Annotated in this window: 12 protein-coding genes and 1 riboswitch; of the genes, 11 read left to right on the forward strand and 1 reads right to left on the reverse strand. The window is 66.2% G+C overall.

All coding sequences use genetic code 11. From position 1 onward, the window contains the following. Positions 1-127 precede the first annotated feature (127 nt). The 5 genes from QMG72_RS01950 (at position 128) to ndk (ending at position 7,238) form a co-directional block, all read left to right on the forward strand. On the forward strand, positions 128-1,210 hold the full coding sequence (locus QMG72_RS01950; protein WP_283479484.1) for a glycerophosphodiester phosphodiesterase: 1,083 nt from the start codon (positions 128-130) through the stop codon (positions 1,208-1,210). Positions 1,211-1,607: 397 nt separating this feature from the next. Beyond that, complete coding sequence (gene ileS / locus QMG72_RS01955) at positions 1,608-4,976, forward strand: isoleucine--tRNA ligase (protein ID WP_283479485.1); 3,369 nt, start codon at positions 1,608-1,610, stop codon at positions 4,974-4,976. A gap of 3 nt (positions 4,977-4,979) precedes the next feature. Next, positions 4,980-6,338: a bifunctional folylpolyglutamate synthase/dihydrofolate synthase gene (locus QMG72_RS01960; RefSeq protein ID WP_226774577.1), complete on the forward strand. Its 1,359-nt coding sequence runs from the start codon at positions 4,980-4,982 to the stop codon at positions 6,336-6,338. 3 nt (positions 6,339-6,341) lie between these two features. After that, the gene (locus QMG72_RS01965; RefSeq protein ID WP_282360268.1) at positions 6,342-6,785 is read left to right on the forward strand and encodes a DUF4233 domain-containing protein; all 444 of its coding nucleotides are present in this window, start codon (positions 6,342-6,344) and stop codon (positions 6,783-6,785) included. Between the two features lie 39 nt (positions 6,786-6,824). Continuing rightward, positions 6,825-7,238 carry a nucleoside-diphosphate kinase gene (gene ndk, locus QMG72_RS01970; protein WP_283479487.1) on the forward strand — a complete coding sequence of 138 codons (414 nt, stop codon included), beginning with the start codon at positions 6,825-6,827 and terminating at the stop codon, positions 7,236-7,238. Between the two features lie 101 nt (positions 7,239-7,339). On the opposite strand, the gene QMG72_RS01975 is transcribed toward ndk, so the two are convergent. Next, positions 7,340-8,011: a vitamin K epoxide reductase family protein gene (locus QMG72_RS01975; RefSeq protein ID WP_283479488.1), complete on the reverse strand. Its 672-nt coding sequence runs from the start codon at positions 8,009-8,011 to the stop codon at positions 7,340-7,342. Positions 8,012-8,482: 471 nt separating this feature from the next. Here QMG72_RS01975 and QMG72_RS01980 point away from each other — a divergent pair, with 471 nt between their 5' ends. The 6 genes from QMG72_RS01980 to proB all read left to right on the forward strand — a co-directional run bounded on the left by QMG72_RS01980 (position 8,483) and on the right by proB (position 17,373). After that, positions 8,483-11,722: an Rne/Rng family ribonuclease gene (locus QMG72_RS01980; RefSeq protein WP_283479490.1), complete on the forward strand. Its 3,240-nt coding sequence runs from the start codon at positions 8,483-8,485 to the stop codon at positions 11,720-11,722. A 104-nt stretch (positions 11,723-11,826) separates the two neighbouring features. Next, a riboswitch (TPP riboswitch) is annotated at positions 11,827-11,924 on the forward strand. Beyond that, a complete protein-coding gene (locus QMG72_RS01985; protein WP_226774572.1) occupies positions 11,916-13,517 on the forward strand; it encodes a bifunctional hydroxymethylpyrimidine kinase/phosphomethylpyrimidine kinase in 1,602 nt (533 codons plus the stop codon). It overlaps the preceding riboswitch by 9 nt. A 354-nt stretch (positions 13,518-13,871) precedes the next feature. After that, the gene (rplU, locus tag QMG72_RS01990) at positions 13,872-14,180 is read left to right on the forward strand and encodes a 50S ribosomal protein L21 (RefSeq protein WP_226774594.1); all 309 of its coding nucleotides are present in this window, start codon (positions 13,872-13,874) and stop codon (positions 14,178-14,180) included. A 61-nt stretch (positions 14,181-14,241) separates the two neighbouring features. Continuing rightward, entirely contained in the window at positions 14,242-14,505 is a 264-nt protein-coding gene (gene rpmA, locus QMG72_RS01995; RefSeq protein ID WP_069952019.1) for a 50S ribosomal protein L27, read from the forward strand. 119 nt (positions 14,506-14,624) lie between these two features. Continuing rightward, positions 14,625-16,211 (forward strand): GTPase ObgE, encoded by a 1,587-nt coding sequence (obgE, locus tag QMG72_RS02000; protein WP_283479492.1) that lies wholly within the window; start codon positions 14,625-14,627, stop codon positions 16,209-16,211. 10 nt (positions 16,212-16,221) lie between these two features. Further along, positions 16,222-17,373, forward strand: coding sequence for a glutamate 5-kinase (gene proB, locus QMG72_RS02005; protein ID WP_226774570.1), 1,152 nt, complete (start codon positions 16,222-16,224; stop codon positions 17,371-17,373).

A 17,373-nucleotide genomic window follows, 5' to 3' on the forward strand; every position in this document is an offset into this window, starting at 1 on the left:
CGGAAACCGGACGCCCGGCGTTCATCTGCACTTGGCTCTGCCGTGGGCCAGGGGTGGTGCGCTGTTGGCCGCGGGCGGGGACCGTGGCGGGTGCAACTGCACACCACCAGAGTGGAGACTCATCCCTATGCGCACCACGACCAAGCTCGGCGCCGCAGTACTGAGCGCTGCCCTGCTCCTCGCCACCACGGCCCAGGCCGACGCCGCCGATACCCGTTCCCGCGATTCGGGCCCAGGCGCCGACCACCACTTTGACCTTCAGGCGCACCGCGGCGGCATCGGTCTCACCGTCGAGTCGACGCTGGCATCGTTCGCGAAGGGCCTCGAGACCGGTATCTCGACGCTTGAACTTGACCTCCAGATCACCAAAGACGGCCGCGAGGTGATCACCCACGACCGCAAGATCAGCGACAAAAAGTGCCAGGACACTGCGCCGGTGACGGCGGGCGACCCGCAGTTTCCCTACGTCGGCAAATACGTCAAGGACCTGACCTTCGCACAGGTCCGGAGCCTGGACTGCGGCTCGCTGACCCAGCCTCAATTCCCGGGCCAGGCAGCGTCCCCAGGCGCCAAAATGCCCACCCTCGCCGAGGTCTTTGCGCTGGCCCGGTCCTACCGTGCCAGCCAGGTCCGGTTCAATATCGAAACGAAGGTCGAAGCCGGAGCGCCGGAGGAGACCGCCCCGCGGGAGCAGTTCGTGGACGTCGCGCTGCAGGAAATCAACAAGGCGCACATGCAAAGCCGGGTCTCCATCCAAAGCTTCGACTGGGGCTCGCTGCGCCTGGTCCGGGAACGCCAGCCGCAGATCCCCACCGTTGCCCTGACCAACAAGGACTTCCTTGAGGCCGGCCAGCCCGGCAGCTCGCCGTGGCTCGGCGGTATCGACGCGGACGACTTTGGCGGGGATCTGGTCGCGGCCGCGGCCTCCCTTGGGGTCACTGCCGTGTCCCCGGTACACGGCACGCCCCAGGATGGCGCAGTCACCGATCAGGACTACGTCCCGTATGTCACCGCCGACATGGTCAGCCGGGCACACGCCGCCGGCATGCAGGTCATTCCGTGGACCGTCGACGACAAGCCCACCATGCGCGCCCTGATCGCCCTCGGGGTAGACGGCCTCATCACGGACTACCCCGACCGGCTGCGGGACGTTATGGCCGAATCCGGCATAAAGCTGCCGCGCAGTTTCGAGCTCAAGACCGGCCGCTGAGCGGCCGTAGCGCACCGACGGGCTTGGTTACCCCGTGGTCGATAATGACCGCGGGGTGGCCCGGCCCAGGATCCTGAGCAGCGGGACTCGGTGCAGGCACAACGGAGCCGCGACAGTTGTTAGACTTCTTGTAGCAGCTTCGACCCGGCCATCACCGGTGAGCTTCCGGAAGAACGTCCTCATGCCGCTTTCAGCGGACCGGGACCGGTAGAACCGGACGGGTAAGCCCGTCACAGCAGTAATGAGCGGCCGCCGCCGTTGGTCCCTCCAAGGGGCGCACGCGGTGACGGTAAGTGAGGTGGTACCGCGGTGCCGGTGTTGTCGAAAGACAGTGCAGGAGCCGTCCTCGCATCCTGAATGAATCCACTTGTTCACTAGCTCAACCCAGGATGTCGAGATGACTTACTACCCGAAGGCCTCCGCTGCTCCGTCCGGCGCAGGCGCCACCACCTCTGCCGCGAGCACCTCTGGTGTACCGGCCTCCGTGAAGTTCCCGGAGATCGAAGAGCGCATCCTCAGGTACTGGGATGAGGACGGCACGTTCCAGGCCAGCATCGATCAGCGCGACTCCGACCGTCCCGGCGGAAAGCCCGGCAGCAACGAGTTCGTTTTCTACGACGGCCCGCCCTTCGCCAACGGCCTGCCGCACTACGGCCACCTGCTGACCGGCTACGCCAAGGACCTCGTGGGCCGCTACCAGACCCAGCGCGGCCGCCGCGTCGAACGCCGCTTTGGCTGGGACACCCACGGGCTGCCCGCCGAGCTGGAAGCCATGAAACAGCTGGGCATGACTGATAAAACCCAGATCGAGGCGATGGGCATCGACAAGTTCAACGACGCCTGCCGCGCCTCGGTGATGAAGTACGCCGACGAATGGAAGAGCTACGTCACCCGCCAGGCGCGCTGGGTCGACTTCGAGAACGACTACAAAACACTCAACGTCGAGTACATGGAGTCCGTGCTCTGGGCCTTCAAACAACTGCACGAAAAGGGCCTCACCTACAACGGCTACCGGGTGCTGCCGTACTGCTGGAAGGACGAGACGCCGCTGTCCAACCATGAACTGCGGATGGACGACGACGTCTACAAAAACCGCCAGGACCAGACCGTTACGGTCACCTTCCCCATCACTGCTGGGGACTCGGAACTGTCAAAGCAGCTCGCCGGGGTCCAGGCGCTCGCCTGGACCACCACACCCTGGACGCTGCCCACGAACCTGGCGCTCGCGGTCGGGCCCGCCATCACCTATGTTGTGCTGCCGGCCGGGCCGCAGGGAATCAAAGCCGCATCCGCCGACGCCCCGGTCACCGGGCGTTTCCTGCTCGCCGGGGACCTCCTTGGCGCCTACGCCAAGGACCTCGGCTACGGCGACGGCGCCGAGGGTGTGGCGGCTGCCGAAGCCGCCGTCACCTCCCGGCACACCGGCGTCGAGCTCGAAGGGCTGACCTACGAACCGCTCTGGGACTACTTCTCCGACGCTGAGAAGTACGGCACCGAGAACGGCTGGCGCTTTCTTGTGGCGGACTACGTCACCACCACCGACGGCACCGGCATCGTCCACCAGGCACCCGCCTACGGTGAAGACGACCAGAAAGTCTGTGAAGAAGCCGGGATCCCCGTGGTCCTCTCGGTCGACGAGGGGGCGAAGTTCCTGCCGCTGTTCGGCCAGGGCGACCTAGCCGGGATCGCCGGGCTGCAGGTCTTCGAAGCCAACAAGCCCATCACCCAGGTACTTCGCGCCCAGGGCCGCCTGGTCCGCCAAGCCAGCTACGAGCACAGCTACCCGCACTGCTGGCGCTGCCGCAACCCGCTGATCTACCGTGCCGTGTCCTCCTGGTACGTGGAGGTTACCAAGTTCAAGGACCGGATGTCCGAGCTGAACCAGGAGATCAACTGGATCCCGGGCAACGTCAAGGACGGCCAGTTCGGCAAATGGCTCGCCAACGCCCGCGACTGGTCGATCAGCCGGAACCGTTACTGGGGCAGCCCCATCCCGGTCTGGCAGTCCAGCGATCCGGACTACCCGCGCACCGACGTCTACGGCTCGCTCGCCGAGATCGAAGCCGACTTCGGCCGCCTGCCGCTGAACAACGACGGCCAGGTCGACCTGCACCGGCCGTTCATTGACGAACTGACCCGCCCGAACCCGGATGATCCGCGGACCCCGGCGGAAGGCCAATCCGTCATGCGCCGGGTCGAGGATGTTCTGGACGTCTGGTTCGACTCCGGGTCCATGCCCTACGGTCAGGTCCACTACCCGTTCGAGAACGAGGAATGGTTCGACACCCACAACCCGGCGGACTTCATCGTCGAGTACATCGGCCAGACCCGCGGCTGGTTCTACATGCTGCACATCCTCTCCACCGCGCTGTTCGACCGGCCCGCCTTCCGCAACGTCATCAGCCACGGCATCGTCCTGGGCTCGGACGGGCAGAAGATGTCCAAGAGCCTGCAGAACTACCCTGACGTTTCCGAGGTCCTGGACCGGGACGGCTCGGACGCGATGCGCTGGTTCCTGATGTCCAGCCCGATCCTGCGCGGCGGGAATCTCGTAGTCACCGAGCAGGGCATCCGCGAGGGCGTCCGCCAGGTCATCCTGCCGCTGTGGAACGTCTACAGCTTCTTCACGCTGTACACGAACGCATCGAACGCAGTGGATGGAACAGCGTCTGGCTACGATGCCAAGCTGCGCCACGACGGCTACGCCGACACCCTGGACCAGTACCTGATGGCCAACACCGGCGACCTGGTCCGGAACATGACCGCCCAGTTGGACAGCTACGACATCTCCGGCGCCTGCGACGAACTGCGCAGCTACCTGGACATGCTCACGAATTGGTACGTCCGCCGCAGCCGGCAGCGCTTCTTCGACGAAAACCCCGACGCCTTCGACGCGCTCTACACGGCGCTGGAGACGGTGTGCCGGGTCGCGGCCCCGCTGCTGCCACTGGTCTCCGAGGAGATCTGGCGCGGCCTCACCGGCGGGCGCTCCGTGCACCTGGCCGACTGGCCGGACGCGGACCTGTTCCCGGCCAACCCGGGACTCGTCGAGGCGATGGATAAGATCCAGCAGATCTGCTCCACCGGATCCTCACTGCGCAAGGCCGCCAACCTCCGGGTCCGGCTGCCGTTGCAGGAACTCACTGTTGTGGCACCGGGCGCCGACGCGCTGGCGGGCTTCGCCGGTGTTGTCGCCGACGAACTGAACCTGCGGTCCGTCCGCCTGCTCGACGCCGGGAGCGCCTCGCCGGCGGAGTTCGGGATCGAGCAGAAGCTCGTAGTCAACGCCCGGGCCGCCGGGCCGCGGCTGGGGAAGAACGTCCAGCAGGCCATCAAGGGCGCCAAGTCCGGCGACTGGTCAGTCAGCGATGCAGGTGTTGTGACCGTCGGCGGGCTCGATCTTGAGCCGCAGGAATACACCCTGGAAACCGTCGTCGCCGAAGCCGCTGAAGGCGCCGGTTCCCGCGCGGCAGCCGTGCTCCCGGGCGGTGGGTTTGTGGTGCTCAACACCGAGGTCACACCCGAGCTCGAGGCCGAGGGCCTGGCCCGGGACATGGTCCGTAGCATCCAGCAGGCCCGCAAGGACGCCGGGCTCAATGTCAGCGACCGGATCATGACCACCGTCGCGGCGCCCGTGGACGTCATCGACGCCATCCGGGTGCACGAAAACCTGGTATCCACCGAAACGCTCACCGTGGAACTCCGGCTGTCCTCCAACGGAGACGGCACCGAGTTGCACATCGCCGTCGAGAAAATTGAGGCCTAAGCCATGACCGACGAATTCTCCGTAGAAAGTGTCTACGCCGAGCTGCTGGGGCGTGCCCCGGAAAACAAGATGGAGCCGCGGCTGGCCCCGCTGCACCGGGCGATGGACATCCTGGGGGAGCCGAACAAGGCGTTCCCGATCATCCACGTCACCGGCACCAACGGAAAGACCTCGACTGCCCGGATGATCGAGGCCGGGCTCCGCGCCCACGGCCTGAGCACCGGGCGCTACACGAGCCCGCACCTGTCCAAGGTCACCGAACGGATCAGCATCGACGGCGCTCCGGTGCCGGATGAGACGTTCGTTCGGATCTGGGACGAGATCCGGCCCTACCTTGCCATCGTGGACAGCGAACTTGAGGCCGCGGGCCAGCCCCGGCTGACCTACTTCGAATGCCTCACCATACTGGGCTTCGCAGTCTTCGCCGACCAGCCGGTCAACGTAGCCGTCATTGAGGTTGGCTTGGGCGGGATCACCGACGCGACCAACGTCGGGGACGGCGAGGTCTTTGTGGTCACGCCCATCTCGCTGGACCACACGGACCTGCTGGGCGAGACAACCGAGGAGATCGCCCACGAAAAGGCCGGCATCATCAAGCCGGGCGGCTTCCTGGTCAGCGCCGCGCAGCCCCGGGACGCGGCCCAGGTGCTGCTGGAGAAAGCCAAGGAAACGGCCGTCCCGTTCCGCTTTGAGGGCGTTGAGTTCGGCGTCGAAAACCGCACCGTCGCCGTCGGCGGCCAGATGGTCACCATCCAGGGCATCGCGGGCCGCTACGAGGACCTTCTTGTGCCCCTGCACGGGGCCCACCAGGCCGAGAATGCGGCCGTCGCGATCGCTGCGCTGGAGGCTTTCTTCGGCGCTGAAAAGCCGCTCGACCCCGGGCTGGTGCAGGAGGCCTTCGCCTCGGTCACCTCGCCGGGCCGGCTCGAAGTGGTGCGGACCGCACCGACCATCATCGTGGACGCCGCGCACAACCCCGAAGGTATCAGGGTCTCGGCCGAAGCCATCCATGAAGCGTTCAGCTTCACAAAGCTTGTGGTGGTGGTCGGCGTGCTGCGGGAAAAGGACGCCGAGGAAATCCTGCGCCAACTCAAGGAATCCCTAGGCGGGCTCTCCGCAGAGTACTGCTTCACCCAGTCCAATTCGCCCCGCGCCGTGCCGGCCGAGGACCTTGCGGAACTCGCGGTGGACCTCGGGTACGGCGAGGACACCATCCACGTGGCCGAGAAGCTCGACGACGCCCTCGAATGGGCGGTGGAACGCGCCGAAGCCAATGACGATCTCGCCGGCGGCGTCCTGGTCACCGGCTCCATCACGCTCGTCGCGGAAGCCCGGATCCTGCTCGGAAAGGCGGACGCGTAGACCATGGCGAAACTTACCAAGGCCCAGCGCGAGTGGCGCCCCGGTATGCCCAAAAAACGCCGCTCCACCAAGGTTATGTTCGCCTCCACGGTGCTGCTCCTTGAAGCGTTTGTGATCCTTTTCGGCACCCTTACCGTGTTCGGGCTGCGGCGGGACGAATTCCCGCCGGTCCTGATCTTCTCCGTTGGCATCGCGTTGAGCCTCATCTACGCCTTCACCTGCGCGGTGCTTTCCCGGCCGTGGGGTGTGGCGCTGGGCTGGATCCTGCAAATCGTGCTGATCCTGGCAGGGATCCTGGAACCGGCGATGTTCCTGGTCGGTGGCCTCTTCGCGCTGGCCTGGTGGTACGGCATCCGCACCGGCATCCGGATTGACCGGGAAGCCGCCCAGCGGGACCACGACCAGGCCGCCTGGGACGCATCCCACCCCGAGGGCCAAAGCAACTAGACTTATTTCCGAACCCCACCCCTACACATTGGAGCAGCTGTGAGCATTGAGCGCACCCTCGTCCTGATCAAGCCCGACGGCGTTAGCCGCAACCTGACAGGCAGCATCATCGCCAGGATTGAAGCCAAGGGCTACACCCTGGCCGAGCTGAAGAAGGTTGATGCGAGCCGCGAACTGCTGGAGCAGCACTACGAGGAGCACATGGGCAAGCCGTTCTACGAGCCGCTCGTCGAGTTTATGCTCAGCGGTCCGGTAGTAGCCGCGATTTTCGAGGGACACCGCGTGATCGAGGGTTTCCGCTCGCTCGCCGGCACCACCGACCCCACGACGGCGGCGCCGGGCACCATCCGCGGCGACTTCGGCCGCGACTGGGGCCTGAAGGTCCAGCAGAACCTCGTTCACGGCTCGGACTCGGCGGAGTCCGCGGAGCGCGAAATCAAGATCTGGTTCTAAGGTCCTGACCGCCCAGCCGCGAGGTGACAGCTAAGGCCAATGTTCGATTCGAACATTGGCCTTAGCTGTCACCTCGCGGCGGTTAACCGGTGTACTTCGGCTCAGTAGCCGGAGGTTCCGATGAAGACCTGGATAAACGCGAAGAAAATGGTGGCAACCACGGCGACGTAAAGCAGCGCGGTGAGGACCCAGCCGGAGTCGCCCAGGATCCTGGTTGGGCCCGCCGGCAGCCTGATCACGCCGTGCGTTACGTTGCGGACTGTGACCCAGACGAAGAGCGGAATCATGGCGGCCCAGACGATCATGCAGAACGGGCAGAGGATATGGATGGAGTACAGCGCCTGCGACCAAAGCCAGACCACAAAACCGAAGCCAAGGGTTACGCCGGCCTGCAAGCCCAGCCAGTACCAGCGGGCAAACGCGGCTCCGGAGAGGATTCCCATGGCTGTGGTGATGATGACCGCAAAGGCCACGATCCCCATAAGCATGTTGGGGAAGCCGAACACCGAACCCTGCCAGGTCTGCATAACCTGCCCGCAGGAGATCCATGGGTTCACATCGCAGACTGTTACATGGTTCGGATCCTTGAGTACCTCGAGCTTTTCCAGTACCAGGGCCCCGGAGGCCAGCCAGCCAACGACGCCGGTGATCAGCAGGAGCCACGCGAACGGGCGGTCGCGGGTCATCGGCGGCAGCTGACGTGCGTCGGCTGAGGTGCCGCGGCGTTGCTGCCGCACGGCTGCCTCGTCGGTGGCGCTGGAGATGCTGGGCATGGAATGGATGTCCTTCGCTTGGATGCAACTGGTCCGATTGTATCGCCGGACCCTGGAGGGAGTCCGGACGCTGTTGCCTTCATGGGGGATTCGGTCCACGGTGCAGGCCGGATGCCCCGCTTACGCCTGCTCGGACGTGTCCTGTGAGACAATGATCGTGGCTGGAACCCGATCCACATCCGGGTCCCGGTCCGGCGATTTTGTTCCCAAGACCGCCAATGATGAGCAGGGAGCCACGGATCCTCTGATCCAGGCTGTCCCGCAATGCCATTGGACGGCACCTGGTTGTGGTGTGTAGATCAACGGGTTTCAGAGCAATTCCGCCGGCTCTCCAGGGCTGCCGCACCCCACTGCCGGTGCGAACCTGAGGGTATTCAATTGACTTCTGTCAATGCCCGCGGGTGTTGACAAATATTTGCCTCAACGGGTGCCGGATGTGGCGGCATGTCAGGGGCAGGAGTGTCGCCATATATGGATAATGACCAGGTTGTAACAGGCAACGAAGACGTGCTGGCCGCAAGTGCCGGGGCAGCTGATGAATCAGCGGCCGCGTCACCGCCGAAACGGCCCGTCCGGACCCGCCGCAAGACCCTTCCCAAAAGCGGTACAGGCGCCGCGGAGACCGTCGCGGACACCGCGGTCCCCGCGGAGGTGCCGGACGCTCCGGCCGCCGAAACCAAGGCCCCCGCCCGCCGCTCCCGCGCCCGCAAGGTAGCCGAGCCGGCCGAATCCGTTCCTGCTGCGGACCCGGCACAGACCCCGGACGTTCCCTCTGATGTCCCTGCCGGAATGACAGCCGCAGCCGAGGCCGCCGACGCCCCGGCCGAAAAGCCCGTCCGTCGCCGCGCCAGCCGCGCCAAGGCCAAGGCCCCGGCCGCAGGGACCGCAGCTGACGGGGCCGCCAGTGCGGAACCGGAAGCCGCCGCCACGGAAACCGCAGGCGTTACCGCCGCCGCCAGCCCGGTCGCGGATGAAACTGCCGCCGAGGCCCCGGCAGCAGCCCCAGCCGCCCCGGCAGCTGAAAGCCCGGCAGCTGAAAGCCCGGCTGCTGAAGCCCCGGCGGAAGCCTCGGCTGCCGCTTCGCTGTTCATGGAGCCGGGAGCGGTCACCTCGATGATCTTCCAGGCACCCGACCTGGCCGCCGCGGCCCGCCCTGTCCCGGCCCCGGCTGCCGCCGCAGCGGAAGCTGACGACGACGACGACGAAGAAGGCGAGAGCGAGGACGCCGGAAGCCGCCGCCGTCGCCGCAGCCGCGGTCGCCGCGGCCGCAGCAGCCGTGGAGCTGAGAGCGAACCGGGATCCGAAGACGAATCCGACGACGCGGATGACGCTGAAGAAGGCACTGGCGAGCAGCTCGAAGACGGCGTGACCTCCCGCCGCCGTCGCCGCCGCCGTCGCGGCGAGCAGGATCTGGAACTGACCGGCGGGGAGGACGACGACCCGCCCAACACGGTGACGCGCGTCCGCGCGCCGCGCACAGCCAGCGAGGCTCCGGTGAACAACCGTGTCACCTCGCTCAAGGGCTCCACCCGCCTGGAGGCGAAAAAGCAGCGCCGCCGCGAATCCCGCGATACCGGACGCCGCCGCACCGTCATCACCGAGGCCGAGTTCCTGGCCCGGCGCGAATCGGTGGACCGCCAAATGATCGTCCGCCAGCGCGATGACAGAATCCAGATCGGCGTCCTCGAGGACGGCGTGCTGGCCGAGCACTTTGTCTCGAAGACCCAGCAGGATTCCCTGATCGGCAACGTCTACCTGGGCAAGGTCCAGAACGTACTGCCGTCGATGGAAGCCGCCTTCGTCGACATCGGACGCGGCCGCAACGCCGTGCTGTACGCCGGCGAGGTCAATTGGGAGTCCGTCAACCTCGAGGGCAAGCAGCGCCGGATCGAGAACGCGCTGAAGTCCGGCGACTCCGTGCTGGTCCAGGTCACCAAGGATCCCGTCGGGCACAAGGGCGCCCGCCTCACAAGCCAGATCTCGCTGCCCGGCCGCTACCTCGTCTACGTACCCGGCGGTTCCATGACCGGAATCTCGCGCAAGCTGCCCGACGTCGAACGCAACCGCCTCAAGCGGATCCTCAAGGACCGCCTGCCCGAGGATGCGGGCGTTATTGTGCGCACCGCCGCGGAGGGTGCGTCCGAGGAAGAACTCACGCACGACATCAACCGGCTCCGTGCCCAGTGGGAAGGGATCGAGGGCCAGTCGAGCTCAACCAAGATCCTTGCCCCCGAACTGCTCTACGGCGAACCCGATCTGACCATCAAGGTAGTCCGTGATGTCTTCAACGAGGACTTCTCCAAGCTGATCGTCTCCGGTGAGGAAGCGTGGGACACCATCGAGGCCTACGTCACCTACGTAGCCCCCGACCTTGTCGGCCGGCTGGAGAAATGGACCAAGGACTCGGACATCTTCGGTGCCTGGCGCATCGACGAGCAGATCCACAAAGCACTGGACCGCAAGGTTTTCCTGCCCTCCGGCGGCTCGCTCGTAATCGACCGCACCGAAGCCATGACAGTGGTGGACGTCAACACCGGCAAGTTCACCGGCAGCGGCGGCAACCTTGAGGAAACCGTCACCAAAAACAACCTCGAAGCGGCCGAAGAAGTTGTCCGGCAGCTCCGGCTCCGCGACATCGGCGGCATTATCGTGATCGACTTCATCGACATGGTGCTTGAATCGAACCGGGACCTGGTACTGCGCCGCATGGTGGAGTGCCTGGGCCGGGACCGGACCAAACACCAGGTCGCGGAGGTGACTTCGCTGGGCCTCGTGCAGATGACGCGGAAGCGGATGGGTACCGGGCTGCTGGAAGTTTTCGGCGAACAGTGCGAGGCCTGCGCCGGCCGCGGCATTGTGACCCACGACGAGCCGGTGGAGCACCGCCGCGCCAACGTCGTTGCCGCCGAGCATCACATTCCCCGTGCGGAGCAGCCTGCCCCCCCGCGGACCGAACGCAAGAGCCGCCGCCGCGGACGGGGCGGCCAGGGCACGGACGAACAGTCGGTGCCGGCCGCAGCGCACCCCGAGCCCACCGACGCCGAACGCCATGCCAAGGCCGAGGCGACCCGCCACGCGCTGGCGAATATCGCTGCGGCGGCGCATGCTGCCCATCTGCATGACGATGAAGCGGCCACGGGAGTCGACGCCGGGGTCCGCCAGGCCGCTGTTGAGGCAGCCGTCGAGCTGGCCGCAACGGAGGAGGCTGCCGGACGTCCCGGCGCCGTGCTGACCTTCGGCGGCGAACAAGTCGCACTGCCGTTTGTGGAGCATGCCGACGAGTCGGGTGCGCCCGCGCTGACCATGGACCTGCTGACCGAGGCTTTCGCCCAGCTGGGTGACAGCGGGGAAGTCTCCGCGGCGGATCCCGCTGCACCGGCTGCGAAGGCGGCCGCAGCCCGGACTGCACCGGCGGCTCCGGCGCGTGCCGGCGGAACCGGCCCGGGCCGCGCCCAGGCGCCAGGCTCCCAGACGGAGGCGGCCCCCGAGGCCGGCGCCTCCCGTGCCCGCCGCGGACGGCGCAACCGCAGCGCCAGCCGCGCGCAGGGAGCAGCCAACGAAACCTCGGTAGAGCAGCGCCGGGCGGCGCCGCAGGCTGCCGTTTCGGTACACGAGGCAAAGGCCCCGGCAGCAGCAACAACGCCGACGGCCAAACCGGCCACAAACGAACCGATTATCCTCGGCGTCGGCGTTCCGGCCTCGGAACTCTAACCCCAAGAAAGTTCGGGAAGGCCGCGGGTGCGGTCCGGGCCGCGTAGCAATACGCCAGGTTCGGGCCGTGCCCGCGACTTCGTTAAAGGATGCGGCTAGGCTTGGTCCCTGACACGGGGTGCCGCGCATCGAGCCGGCTGAGATCCAGACCCGTTGAACCTGTCCGGTTAGCACCGGCGAAGGGATGTCTCCCATGACCGCCGCCTCCCCGTTTCTTCCCGCTGTCCCAGCAGCCCCGGCATCCCGGATCCCGCGGGTGCTCACGATCGCAGGCTCGGACCCCTCCGGCGGTGCCGGGATCCAGGCGGACCTGAAGAGCATTGCCGCGCATGGCGGCTACGGCATGGCCGCCATCACCGCCCTGACCGCACAGAACACACGCGGCGTCAGCGCCATCCACGTCCCGCCGGCAGATTTCCTGACCGCCCAGCTTGACGCGGTCAGCGCCGACATCCGGATCGACGCCGTCAAGATCGGGATGCTGGGGGACGCCGCCGTGATCGACGCCGTCCGGACCTGGCTGGCGAAGGTCAGGCCCGCCATTGTGGTGCTGGACCCCGTGATGGTGGCCACAAGCGGTGACCGGCTGCTGCAGGCGCCCGCCGAATCGGCGCTGCAAGAACTGCTGCCCTACGCGGACCTGATCACGCCGAACCTCGCCGAACTCGCGATTCTGCTCAACGAACCCGTCGCCGGCAACTGGGCTGCGGCGCTGGAACAGGGCAAGCGGCTTGCCGCCGGCACCGGCACGACCGTCCTGGTGAAGGGCGGCCACCTCGACGGCACCGGCGCTGCGGGCGGAGCCGGCGAGCACGGCGACGGCTGCCCGGACGCGCTCGTCAACACCTGCGGGGTCCTGGCCCGGCACGTCATAGTAGTACCGGGGGAGCGGGTCCGCACCAGCAACAGCCACGGAACGGGATGCTCACTGTCCGCGGCGATGGCGACCGTGCAGGCCCGGGTCGGGGACTGGGAGGCCGCCTTGCGGGAAGTTAAGCCGTGGCTGGAAGGGGCGCTGCGCACCTCGGCGGACCTCGACGTCGGCAGCGGCAACGGCCCGGTCCATCACTTCCACCATGTCCAGCATCAGACCGCCCATCACGGTACGGGTGCCGGCGGCGGCGAACTGCACCGGGTCCCTGCCGCGGGTGAATTCGCCCGTGGACTGCGGGAAACCGCTGCTGCCGACCTCGAGGCCATCTACGGCCTGGACTTCATCACGGCCCTGGCGGACGGGTCCTTGCCGGAGCAGGACTTCGCGTACTACCTCGGACAGGACGCCCTGTACCTGAACGGCTATTCGCGGGTCCTCTCCCGGGCCGCCGCGATCGCACCCACGGAAGACGAACAGCTCTTCTGGACCCGCTCCGCACAGAATTGCCTCAGCGTCGAAGCCGAACTGCACCGGACCTGGCTGCGCGGACGCACGGCGGAGCGGACGCTCGGACCGGTCACCAAGTCCTACGTAGACCACCTTCTGGCCGCCTCGGTCACCGGGAGCTACGGAGTGCTGATCGCTGCGGTACTGCCGTGCTTCTGGCTCTATGCCGAGGTGGGACAGGCACTGCACAACCGGTTCCTCGCCGCGGGTGCGCCGCAATCGCACCCCTACGCCGCGTGGCTGCGCACCTACGCCGATCCGGAGTTCGCCGACGCCACCCGGCAGGCCATCGCCCACACCGACACCGCAGCCCGGGCGGCCTCACCCGGCGAACGGGACGCCATGACCGTGGCCTTCCGGCAGTCCGCCCGCTACGAAGTGGACTTCTTCGACGCGCCGCGCGTGCACGCCTGAGCCGCGGGACAGCAGGGAGCCTGTACGATAGGGAGGCGCGGTTCCGGAAGTCGTTGCGGCAACGTCCTGTCCATACAGGGTGTCACCTAGCACGTACCTCCCTTCGGAACCAGCCTCATTTGCGGCCGAAGGCAAAATTAGCGTAGTCTAGATCTTCGGTGCTTACGCCAACACTTGGGTTATGACCTTGAGGACGCTCCACTTGATTTCAGGTGCGAATGTCCACGGGATAGCTCATGGGTTCCCCCGGGGAACCCACCGGCGTAGAGGCACAGCGTGAGCCGGACCATCAACTTTGGACCCAGGTTCCGCACGCAAATCTAGTAATAAACGTCGAGAGAAGTGAGTTCCCCAGTGGTGTACGCGATTGTCCGCGCAGGCGGCCGGCAAGAGAAGGTTTCCGTTGGAGACTTCGTTACCCTGAACCGCGTCCCCGGTGGAGCCGGCAGCACCTTTGAGTTGCCCGCACTGCTCCTGGTAGACGGTGACAAGGTCATGTCTGCTGCTTCGGACCTGGCCAAGGTAAAGGTTACGGCTGAGATCCTTGAGGACCTTCGCGGTCCCAAGATCGTCATCCAGAAGTTCAAGAACAAGACCGGTTACAAAAAGCGCCAGGGTCACCGTCAGGAATTGACCAAGGTCAAGATCACCGGTATCAAGTAACTACTCGTTACTGTTCAGGTTTTCAGCAGATTCCCCAGAATTTTAAGGCAGGCATTTCCAAATGGCACATAAAAAAGGCGCGAGTTCCACTCGCAACGGTCGTGACTCGAACGCCCAGTACCTCGGCGTCAAGCGCTTCGGCGGTCAGGTAGTTTCCGCAGGCGAGATCATCGTCCGCCAGCGTGGAACCCACTTCCACCCGGGCGCCGGCGTCGGCCGCGGCGGCGACGACACCCTGTTCGCCCTGGCTCCCGGAGCCGTCGAGTTCGGCACCCGCCGCGGTCGTCGCGTTGTGAACATTGTGGCTGCAGCAGCTGCAGAGTAGTACCTACGTTTTAAATCGGTGGGGCGGGCCATTAGGTCCGCTCCACCGGTGTTTTAACCGCATTACAATCATCCTGAGCGTCTTTGCACGCTTACGGGAACAGCACTGAGGAGATCCACGTGGCGAGCTTTGTAGACCGGGTAGTACTGCACGTATCCGGCGGTACCGGCGGCCACGGCTGTGTCTCCGTTCACCGCGAGAAGTTCAAGCCGCTCGGCGGTCCCGACGGCGGCAACGGCGGCAACGGCGGCGACGTTATCCTGCGCGTGGACCCCCAGACCACGACCCTGCTCGATTACCACCACGCCCCGCACCGCCACGCCACCAACGGCGGACCCGGTATGGGCGACTGGCGCGCCGGCAAGCACGGCGAAACCCTGATCCTCCCGGTTCCCGAGGGCACCGTGGTCAAGTCCAAGGACGGCAGGGTCCTCGCAGACCTGGTCGGTGAGGGTTCCGAATACATCGCCGCGGCCGGCGGCATCGGTGGACTGGGCAACGCTTCGCTCTCCTCGCAGAAACGCCGCGCCCCGGGATTCGCCCTGCTCGGCATCGAAGGCGAATCCAGTGACGTTGTCCTGGAACTGAAATCCATCGCCGATATTGCCTTGGTCGGGTTCCCCTCCGCCGGCAAGTCCAGCCTGATTGCCGCGATGTCTGCCGCCCGGCCCAAAATCGCCGACTACCCGTTCACCACCCTGATCCCGAACCTCGGTGTGGTCCAGGCCGGCGAGGTGCGCTTCACCATCGCCGACGTCCCCGGCCTGATCGAAGGCGCCAGCGAAGGCAAGGGCCTCGGCCACCACTTCCTGCGCCACGTTGAGCGTTGCGCCGCCCTGGTGCATGTGCTCGACTGCGGCACGCTCGAATCAGACCGCGATCCGCTCTCGGACCTCGCCGTCATCGAAGCCGAGCTGGACAAATACGCGGTGGACATGAGCTATGCCGGTTCCGACGGTGAAGTTGTTCCGCTGAACCAGCGCCCGCGCCTGATCGCCCTGAACAAGGTCGACCTCCCGGACGGCAAGGACATGGCAGAATTTGTCCGCCCCGAACTCGAATCCCGCGGCTTCAAGGTCTTCGAAATTTCGGCGACCAGCCACGAAGGTCTCCGCCAGCTTGGCTTCGCGATGGGCGAGATCGTCCAGGCTGCCCGCGACGCCATTGCTGCCGCGCCGCCGAAGGTCCACGCCCCGGTACTCAAACCTCGCGCCGTCAACGAGTCCGGCTTCAAAATCCGCCGCGAGGAGAAGAACCTGGAGCCGCTGTTCCGCGTCCTCGGCGACAAGCCCGTGCGCTGGGTCAAGCAGACCGACTTCACCAACGAGGAGGCTATCGGCTACCTTGCTGACCGACTGGCTAAGCTCGGCGTAGAAAACGAGCTGTTCAAACAGGGCGCCACCCCGGGCGACATGGTGGTCATCGGTGAAGACGACGGCGTCGTCTTCGACTGGGAGCCGACCATGATGGCCGGCGCCGAACTGTTGGCAGCACCCCGCGGAACCGACGTGCGCTTTGCCGACATCGGCGACCGCCCCACCCGTGGCCAAAAGCGCGATGAACAGGTGGAGCGCCGCGAGGCCAAGGCTGTGGCCCGCGCCGAGCTCGAAGCCGAGCGCAAAGCCGGTATCTGGACTGAATCCGTCAGCGGCCGCCGGCCCAAGCCGCTTAAGGAAAGCGCCCTTGACACCGAGAATGAGGAGTGAGCCTTAACACGTGAGCGACAAGTCCGCAGTTGTCATCGAGGAACCCAAAACCAACGACCGCAGGCTGCTCGCCCGGGCTCGCCGCATTGTGGTCAAGGTGGGTTCGTCGTCGCTCACCAGTATCAAGGGCGGAATCTCCGAGGACGCGCTGATCGAACTGTCGAACGCGCTGGCGGCCAAAAGCAATAGCGGCACCGAAATCATCCTGGTGTCTTCGGGAGCGATCTCCGCGGGGCTCGCGCCGCTGGGCCTGACGAAGCGTCCCCGGGACCTCGCCACCCAACAGGCCGCCGCCAGCGTGGGCCAGGGGCTGCTGATGGCCCGTTACACGCACGCCTTTGGTGCCCACGGGATTACCGTCAGCCAGGTGCTCCTGACCGCAGATGACCTGATGCGGCGCAGTCACCACATGAATGCGTTCCGGGCGCTGAACCGTTTGCTGAACCTGGGCGTTGTGCCGGTGGTCAACGAAAATGACACGGTGGCCACGCACAAGATCCGTTTCGGCGACAACGACCGCTTGTCCGCCCTGGTGGCGCACCTGGTCCGGGCCGATGCCCTGCTGTTGCTCTCCGACGTCGATGCCCTCTACGACGGCCCGCCCGCCAAAGGTGCCAAGCGTATTCCCCGGGTCGACGGCCCCGCGGACCTGGAGGACGTCACCATCGGCTCGCCCGGCAAGGCGGGGGTCGGAACAGGCGGAATGCAGACCAAAGTCGAAGCCGCCACGATGGCCGCGGATTCCGGTATCCCCGCGCTGGTCACCTCCACGGCAAACGCTGCCGCCGCACTGGCCGGGGAGGACGTCGGCACCTTGTTCACTGTCAACAGCGGACGCAAGTCCGTGCGGATGATGTGGCTGGCCCACCTCGCCCATGTGCAGGGCCGGCTGATCCTCGACGACGGCGCCGTCACAGCCGTCCGCGACCACCACACCTCCCTGCTTCCGGCCGGCGTCACGGCCGTGGAAGGGACCTTTGAATCCGGCGACGCCGTCGAGATGGTTGCAGCGGATGGAACAGTCGTTGCGCGCGGGCTGGTCAACTACTCCTCCGATGAGCTCCCGCAAATGCTGGGCCGTTCCACAGTGGAACTGGGGGAGTCGCTGGGCAGGGGCTTCGACCGGGAGGTCATCCACGTGGATGACCTGGTTCTGGTCTAA

It is taken from the genome of Pseudarthrobacter sp. PH31-O2 (assembly GCF_030063265.1).
In the GTDB taxonomy this organism is placed as follows: domain Bacteria; phylum Actinomycetota; class Actinomycetes; order Actinomycetales; family Micrococcaceae; genus Arthrobacter.